General features: G+C 67.6%; 7 protein-coding genes. 4 read left to right on the forward strand and 3 right to left on the reverse strand.

What is annotated here, in order from left to right:
- The first annotated feature begins 52 nt into the window (after nt 1-52).
- Nucleotides 53-583, forward strand: a complete 531-nt coding sequence (locus tag D3654_RS17100; RefSeq protein ID WP_120522651.1) for a YbhB/YbcL family Raf kinase inhibitor-like protein — start codon at nt 53-55, stop codon at nt 581-583.
- A gap of 21 nt (nt 584-604) precedes the next feature.
- Here D3654_RS17100 and D3654_RS17105 read toward each other — a convergent pair whose 3' ends face one another.
- Nucleotides 605-940, reverse strand: coding sequence for a thiamine-binding protein (locus tag D3654_RS17105; RefSeq protein WP_120522652.1), 336 nt, complete (start codon nt 938-940; stop codon nt 605-607).
- Nucleotides 941-1031: 91 nt separating this feature from the next.
- Here D3654_RS17105 and D3654_RS17110 point away from each other — a divergent pair, with 91 nt between their 5' ends.
- Both D3654_RS17110 and katG read left to right on the forward strand, forming a co-directional pair.
- Nucleotides 1032-1649: a TetR/AcrR family transcriptional regulator gene (locus D3654_RS17110; protein WP_120522653.1), complete on the forward strand. Its 618-nt coding sequence runs from the start codon at nt 1032-1034 to the stop codon at nt 1647-1649.
- A gap of 148 nt (nt 1650-1797) precedes the next feature.
- Nucleotides 1798-4092: a catalase/peroxidase HPI gene (gene katG, locus D3654_RS17115; protein WP_120522654.1), complete on the forward strand. Its 2295-nt coding sequence runs from the start codon at nt 1798-1800 to the stop codon at nt 4090-4092.
- Between the two features lie 37 nt (nt 4093-4129).
- Here the strand turns inward: katG and D3654_RS17120 are convergent, their stop codons facing one another.
- Nucleotides 4130-4441 carry an AzlD domain-containing protein gene (locus D3654_RS17120; protein ID WP_120522655.1) on the reverse strand — a complete coding sequence of 104 codons (312 nt, stop codon included), beginning with the start codon at nt 4439-4441 and terminating at the stop codon, nt 4130-4132.
- Nucleotides 4438-5193: an AzlC family ABC transporter permease gene (locus tag D3654_RS17125; protein WP_120522656.1), complete on the reverse strand. Its 756-nt coding sequence runs from the start codon at nt 5191-5193 to the stop codon at nt 4438-4440. The genes D3654_RS17120 and D3654_RS17125 overlap by 4 nt, the downstream gene beginning before the upstream one ends.
- Nucleotides 5194-5319: 126 nt before the next feature.
- On the opposite strand from D3654_RS17125, the gene D3654_RS17130 reads away from it, so the two are divergent.
- Nucleotides 5320-6057 (forward strand): fumarylacetoacetate hydrolase family protein, encoded by a 738-nt coding sequence (locus D3654_RS17130; RefSeq protein ID WP_120522657.1) that lies wholly within the window; start codon nt 5320-5322, stop codon nt 6055-6057.
- Nucleotides 6058-6172 lie beyond the last annotated feature (115 nt).

Consider the following 6172-nt stretch of genomic DNA (forward strand, 5'->3'; position numbering starts at 1 on the left):
GCACCCTGGCCGCGGGCTGGGAAGGCCGCCGCCATGGTGGGAAAGTAGATCCATGGGAAGTCCACTGCCGTACAAGACCCCGTCGTCTCTGCCCGTTTTCACGGTGGAGTCCGCATCCTTCAAGGACGGGCATGCTTTGCCGCCGGCCCAGACCAGCGCCCGCCTAGGCGTCGCGGGCGGCAAGGACGAATCACCCGGACTCGCCTGGAGCGGCGCACCCGAGGAAACCAAGAGCTATGCCGTCACTGTCTTCGATCCCGACGCGCGCTCGGGGTACTGGCACTGGGCCGTCGTCGGGATTCCCGCCGCGACCATGTCACTGGCGGCCGGCGCCGGCACCGCGAACAGCGGCCTGCTTCCCGCCAGTGCCTTCCACTTGAAGAACGACGCCGGCACCGCCGACTACCTGGGCGCCGCACCGCCCCGGGGGTCCGGACAGCACCGTTATGTGGTGGCAGTTCACGCTTTGGACGTGGCGGACCTCCGCCTCACCCGCGGCATGCCGGCGCCAAGGCTCGGGCCGCTGCTGGACCACCACACCCTGGCCCGCGCCACGATCACCGGAGTGTTCGAGCGGCACTGACGCCGCTTTAGGAAGTGCCGCTCAGGACTCCTGAGCCGAGATGGCGTCTTCCAGACGCTCCACCTTGCCGGTGAGTTCACCGGAGTAACCGGGACGGATGTCGGCCTTGATGACCAGGGACACCCGGCTGCCGTACTTGCCCACTGCCTCGGTGGCGCGCTTGACGACGTCGAACACCTCGTCCCATTCGCCCTCGATGGTGGTGAACATGGAATCGGTCCGGTTTGGTAGGCCAGAGTCCCGGACGATCCGCACGGCCTCGGCTACGGCGTCGTGCACGGAGGCGTCGGCGGCACCGGCTGCAGCAGTGCCTTCGGCGGGCTGGCCGGACGGGGCTACGGAAAATGCGAGCAACATGGGCCAAGTCTTCCATGGCATGCCATGTCACAAAAAGTGCCACAGCAGCAGTTCAGATGTTCAGGGCGTCCGCGTTGCTAATCTGGGCAGCATGAGTCTGCCCCCTGAACGCAAGCCGCTTCGGGCCGATGCCGCCCGGAACGTGGACAAAATCATCACCGCGGCGAGGCAATGCTTCCGCGATCTGGGTCCGGATGTGCCCCTGCAGACCATCGCTTCCACCGCCGGCGTGGGCCCGGCAACCCTGTTCCGGAACTTCGCCGACAAGCAGCAGCTCGTCCTCGCCGCGCTGTCCCGCCAGCTCAGGCTCCATGTGGACCCTGTGGCCGAAGAGGCCCTGGCCGGAATGGACGCTGCACAGGGCCTCATCAAGGTGATCGACGCCGTCGTCATGGTCGCCAGCGAAGACGCCAACCTGCTGGGCGCAGTCGCCGGAAGGCGCAACCTGCTGATGGGCATCACGGGCGGGCTTGTCGATTCCATGGCGGTCCTGCTGGCGCGCGGCCAGGGACAGGGCTCGCTGCGCAAGGACATCACCATCGAAGACATGATCCGCCTGGTTGCCATGCTGATCGGTTCCGTGGACACCATGGAGCCGGGATCGAAGGCCTGGGAACGGCCGGTGGCCCTGATGGAAGACGCAATCCGCACCGAGCGGCCCGGCCGCCCTCTGCCCGCACAAACGCCCATCCCGGGCGTCTTTCTCTAGCTATTTCCCTGGAAGGATCGGCGCCCGCCGCCAACCCGCTTCCTCTTTCCCGGCTGGGGTTCAGCTCGCCGCCCGCTCGTGCTCAAATGGGAGGGTTAGACCGGCTGCCCGAGTCCGACCTCGGCCTCGGCCATATGGAAGGAAGCACATGTCTGACCGCCAGGACAACCCGCCGGTTCCCTCCGACGGAAGCGCGCAGGGCGCGGACCGCAAGGCCCAGGACGGAAACCCGGCCGCCCCCGCCGGCGTGACATCGCACGGTAGCGAGAGCGAGAACCCCGCGATCCCTTCGCCGCAGCCAAAGCGGCACAGGCCCCGGACGAATGCCGATTGGTGGCCGAACCAGCTCGACCTCTCGGTGCTCCACACCCACCACCCGGCAGGGAACCCGCTCGGGCCGGGGTTCAGCTACCCGGATGAGTTCAGGAATCTCGACGTCGAGGCGCTCAAGCAGGACATCGTCGACGTGCTGACGACCTCGCAGGAATGGTGGCCCGCGGACTTCGGCCACTACGGCGGGCTGATGATCCGGATGAGCTGGCACGCGGCCGGCACCTACCGCGTCCACGACGGCCGCGGCGGCGCGGGCGACGGCAGCCAGCGGTTCGCGCCGCTCAACAGTTGGCCCGACAACGCCAACCTTGATAAGGCCCGGCGGCTGCTGTGGCCAGTGAAGCAAAGGTACGGCCAGAAGATTTCCTGGGCGGACCTGCTCGTCCTCGCGGGCAACGTGGCGCTTGAGTCCATGGGCTTCAAGACTTTCGGATTCGCCTTCGGCCGCGAGGACGTGTGGGAGCCCGAGGAGATCTTCTGGGGACCTGAAGACACGTGGCTGGGCGACGAGCGCTATATCGGTGAAGGGAAGATGGCGCCCGACGTCGGCGCCACTGAGATGGGCCTGATCTATGTCAACCCCGAGGGTCCCATGGGCAATCCCGACCCCGCCGCGGCCGCGGCGTTCATCCGGGAGACGTTCGGCCGCATGGCCATGAATGACGAGGAAACCGTCGCCTTGATCGCCGGCGGGCACACCTTCGGGAAGACCCATGGCGCGGGCGATGCCGACGAGCACGTCGGCCCGGAGCCGGAGGCGGCCGGCCTGGAGAACCAAGGCCTGGGGTGGCTCAGCAGCTACGGTTCCGGCAAGGGAGGCGACACGATCACCTCGGGGTTGGAGGTGACCTGGACGGACAGGCCAACCCAGTGGAGCAACCGCTTCTTCGAAATCCTCTTCGGGCACGAGTGGGAGCTCAGCAAGAGTCCGGCCGGCGCTAACCAGTGGGTCGCGAAGGACGCCGACGCGATCATTCCGGACGCACACGACCCGCAGCGGAAGCACCGGCCCACCATGCTCACCACGGACCTTTCGCTCCGCATCGACCCGAGCTACGAGCAAATCTCCCGGCGCTTCCTGGAAAACCCCGACGACTTTGCGCTGGCGTTCGCCAAGGCCTGGTACAAGCTCCTGCACCGCGATATGGGGCCGGTGGGACCGCACCTACTCGGACCCTGGGTCCCCGAACCGCAACTATGGCAGGACCCGATCCCGGCGGTCGAGCACGAGCTGATCGACGAGCAGGACGCCGCTACCCTCAAGGCCCGGCTTCTGGACTCGGGGATCTCCGTCCACGAGCTCATCAACACGGCATGGGCGGCCGCGTCCACGTTCCGCAAGACCGACAGGCGGGGCGGGGCCAACGGGGCCCGCATCCGGCTGGAGCCCCAGCGCAGCTGGGAGATCAACCGGGCCGGACAGCTCGATGCCACCCTGGCGGCGATCGAGTCGGTGCAACAGGAATTCAACGCCGCAATGAACGGGGGCAAGAAGGTTTCGCTGGCCGACCTGATCGTGCTCGGCGGCTGCGCGGCGGTGGAGAAAGCCGCAAAGGACGGCGGCGTCGACGTGACCGTGCCGTTCACCCCGGGCAGGGCCGACGCGTCCCAGGACCAGACCGACGTCGAATCCTTCCAGTACCTCACGCCGCGGGCCGACGGGTTCCGCAACTACGTGCGTCCCGGCGAGAAGTTGCAGCCGGAAACATTGCTGGTCGACAAGGCTTACCTGCTCAACCTCTCCGCGCCGGAAATGACGGTGCTCGTCGGCGGCATGCGGGCCCTGGGCGCCAACCTCGGCGGTTCGCCGCACGGTGTCCTGACCGGGCGGCCGGGGGTCCTGACGAACGATTTCTTCGTAAACCTGCTCTCGCCGGGCACCCAGTGGAAGGCCTCGGAGTCGGAGGAGGGCGTCTTCGAGATCCGGGATGTCTCCACCGGCGAGACGAGATGGACGGCCACCGCCGTCGACTTGATCTTCGGTTCCAACTCCCAGCTCCGGGCGCTTGCCGAGGTTTATGCCAGCAGCGATGCGCGGGAGAAGTTCGTCCGCGACTTCGTGGCGGCCTGGGCCAAAGTCATGGAACTGGACCGCTTCGACCTCCGCTGAGCGACCCTTCGGCCGGCCGCGGAAGCGGCCGGCCCGCTCAGCCCCAGCCGAGCAGGCGCAGGCCCGCGGCCGCCGCGGCGCCCACGATGACCACCACCAGGAACGGGGCCCGGAGCCACAGCGCGACGGCGGCCGCCACGAGGGCGCCGATCCGGGCATCGAAGGCAAGCGACTGCCCCGACGCGAAGGCGTTGACCACCGTCAGGGAGGCCAGCAGCCCGATGGTCATGGTGCCCGCGATGTGCATGGTGCGCGGGTTCTTCAGCAGGCTGCGCGGCACGAAATAGCCGGCCAGCTTGGTGGCGTACGCCAGGACGCAGGCGGCCAGGATCCAGGGCCAGAGGTTCATTCGGCACCCTCCCCGTGGTCACCGCGCGTATCGCTCCGGCGGTGCGCGTAAGGGTCGATGTCCGGCTCGAGGCCTTCGTCGGCGCGGGCGTGGCTGAGCCAGCCGAAGACCGCCGCCACCGCGGCGGCCACCAGGATGGGCACGCCGGGCGGCACGAACGGCACCGCCAGGAGCGTCGCGACCGCACAGACCACGGCGATCGCCCACGGCTCGCGGCCCTTCAGCCGGGGCCACAGCAGCGCAAGGAAGGCGGCGACAGCAGCGCCGTCGAGCCCCCATTGCTTGGGGTCGCCGAGCGCGTTCCCGGCGAGCGCGCCGACGGCGGTGAACAGGTTCCAGAGGACATAGATGCCGATGCCGGCGGTCCAGAACCCGCGGCGCTGTTCGTCCGGGTCGGACTGACCCGACGCCGTTGCCGTGGTTTCGTCGATGCTCAGCTGCGCTTGGAGGTACTTGAGCTTCCCTTGCGGCAGCAGCAGGGCGTTCATTTGCATGCCGTAGATGCCGTTCCGCAGGCCGAGCAGGGCGGCGGCGGTCATGGCCGCGACGCCGGAGCCGCCGCCGGCCACCACGCCGATGAAGGCGAACTGGGAACCGCCACTGAACATGATCAGGCTCAGCGCCATGGTCTGCCAGAAATCGAAGCCGGACGCCGCGGACAAGGCGCCGAAGGAAATCCCGTAAAGCCCCGTGGCGATGCTGATGGAGACGCCGACCTTCACGGCCGGGGAGTCGAGCAACTTCGGGGGCATGACTTCATGCAACCACAGCCCCGCCCGGCGGCCTAACTGCATCCTCTCACCATTCGTGAGGTTCAGCATGTTGAACCACGTTCAGCATAGTGTTAGCTTTGCGGAACGAATCCAAGGAGGAACCGCATGCGCATCGCCCGTCTCCAGACCCCTTCCGGGCCCACACACGCGGTGCTGCGCGGGGAACGCTGGGAGCACATCGAGGACGCGTTCGCGGACGGGCTTTCCTTTACCGGTGCCTCCACCCCGGCCGCCGACGCCGAACTCCTCGCCCCGGTGCGGCCCGCGGTGCTCCTGGGCATCGCGCAAAACCTGGGCAACAACAGCCATCCGCTGCCCATCCAGGCCTGGCACAAATCGGTGCACACGGTCGCGGCGCCAGGCGCGGACATCGTGGCGGTGCGCGGGGCGGGCACCGTGAACATCGAAGGGGAGCTGGCCGCCGTCGTGGGCAAGCGGGCGGAGAACCTCACGTTGGAGAACGCCCTGGAGCACGTGCTGGGCTACACGGTGGTCAACGATGTCACCAATGTGGAGCAGAACCAGGCGGACGAGAAGATGTTCCAGGGCAAGGCCGGCCCCAACTACACCCCGCTGGGCCCGTGGATCGAAACCGAACTCGAAGACCCGGACAACGTGGCGACCACTGTGACCATCAACGGCGAAACCAGAGCGAAGTCCGGCTCCTTCAACCTCTCCTCCTCCGTGGCAGCCTGCCTGGTGTACGTCACGCGCTGGCTCACCCTGGAGCCCGGGGACGTCATCATGACCGGCGCGCCCAACACCTTCGTGGCCGTGCAGCCGGGCGACCGCGTGGACATCACCCTGGACGGGATCGGCACCCTGAGCAACCGTGTGGTCTGACCCAACTGACTCGCAGTAGATGTCGTTTTGACATGAAAATTCGGTGAGGCGGCGTGCACTATCCAGTCTGGTGCAGGGGTTCCAGGGTGACATGGTAGCCGAGTGATTCGAGCTG

The sequence above is a fragment of the Arthrobacter celericrescens genome (genome assembly GCF_003614925.1).
Taxonomy (GTDB): domain Bacteria; phylum Actinomycetota; class Actinomycetes; order Actinomycetales; family Micrococcaceae; genus Arthrobacter; species Arthrobacter celericrescens.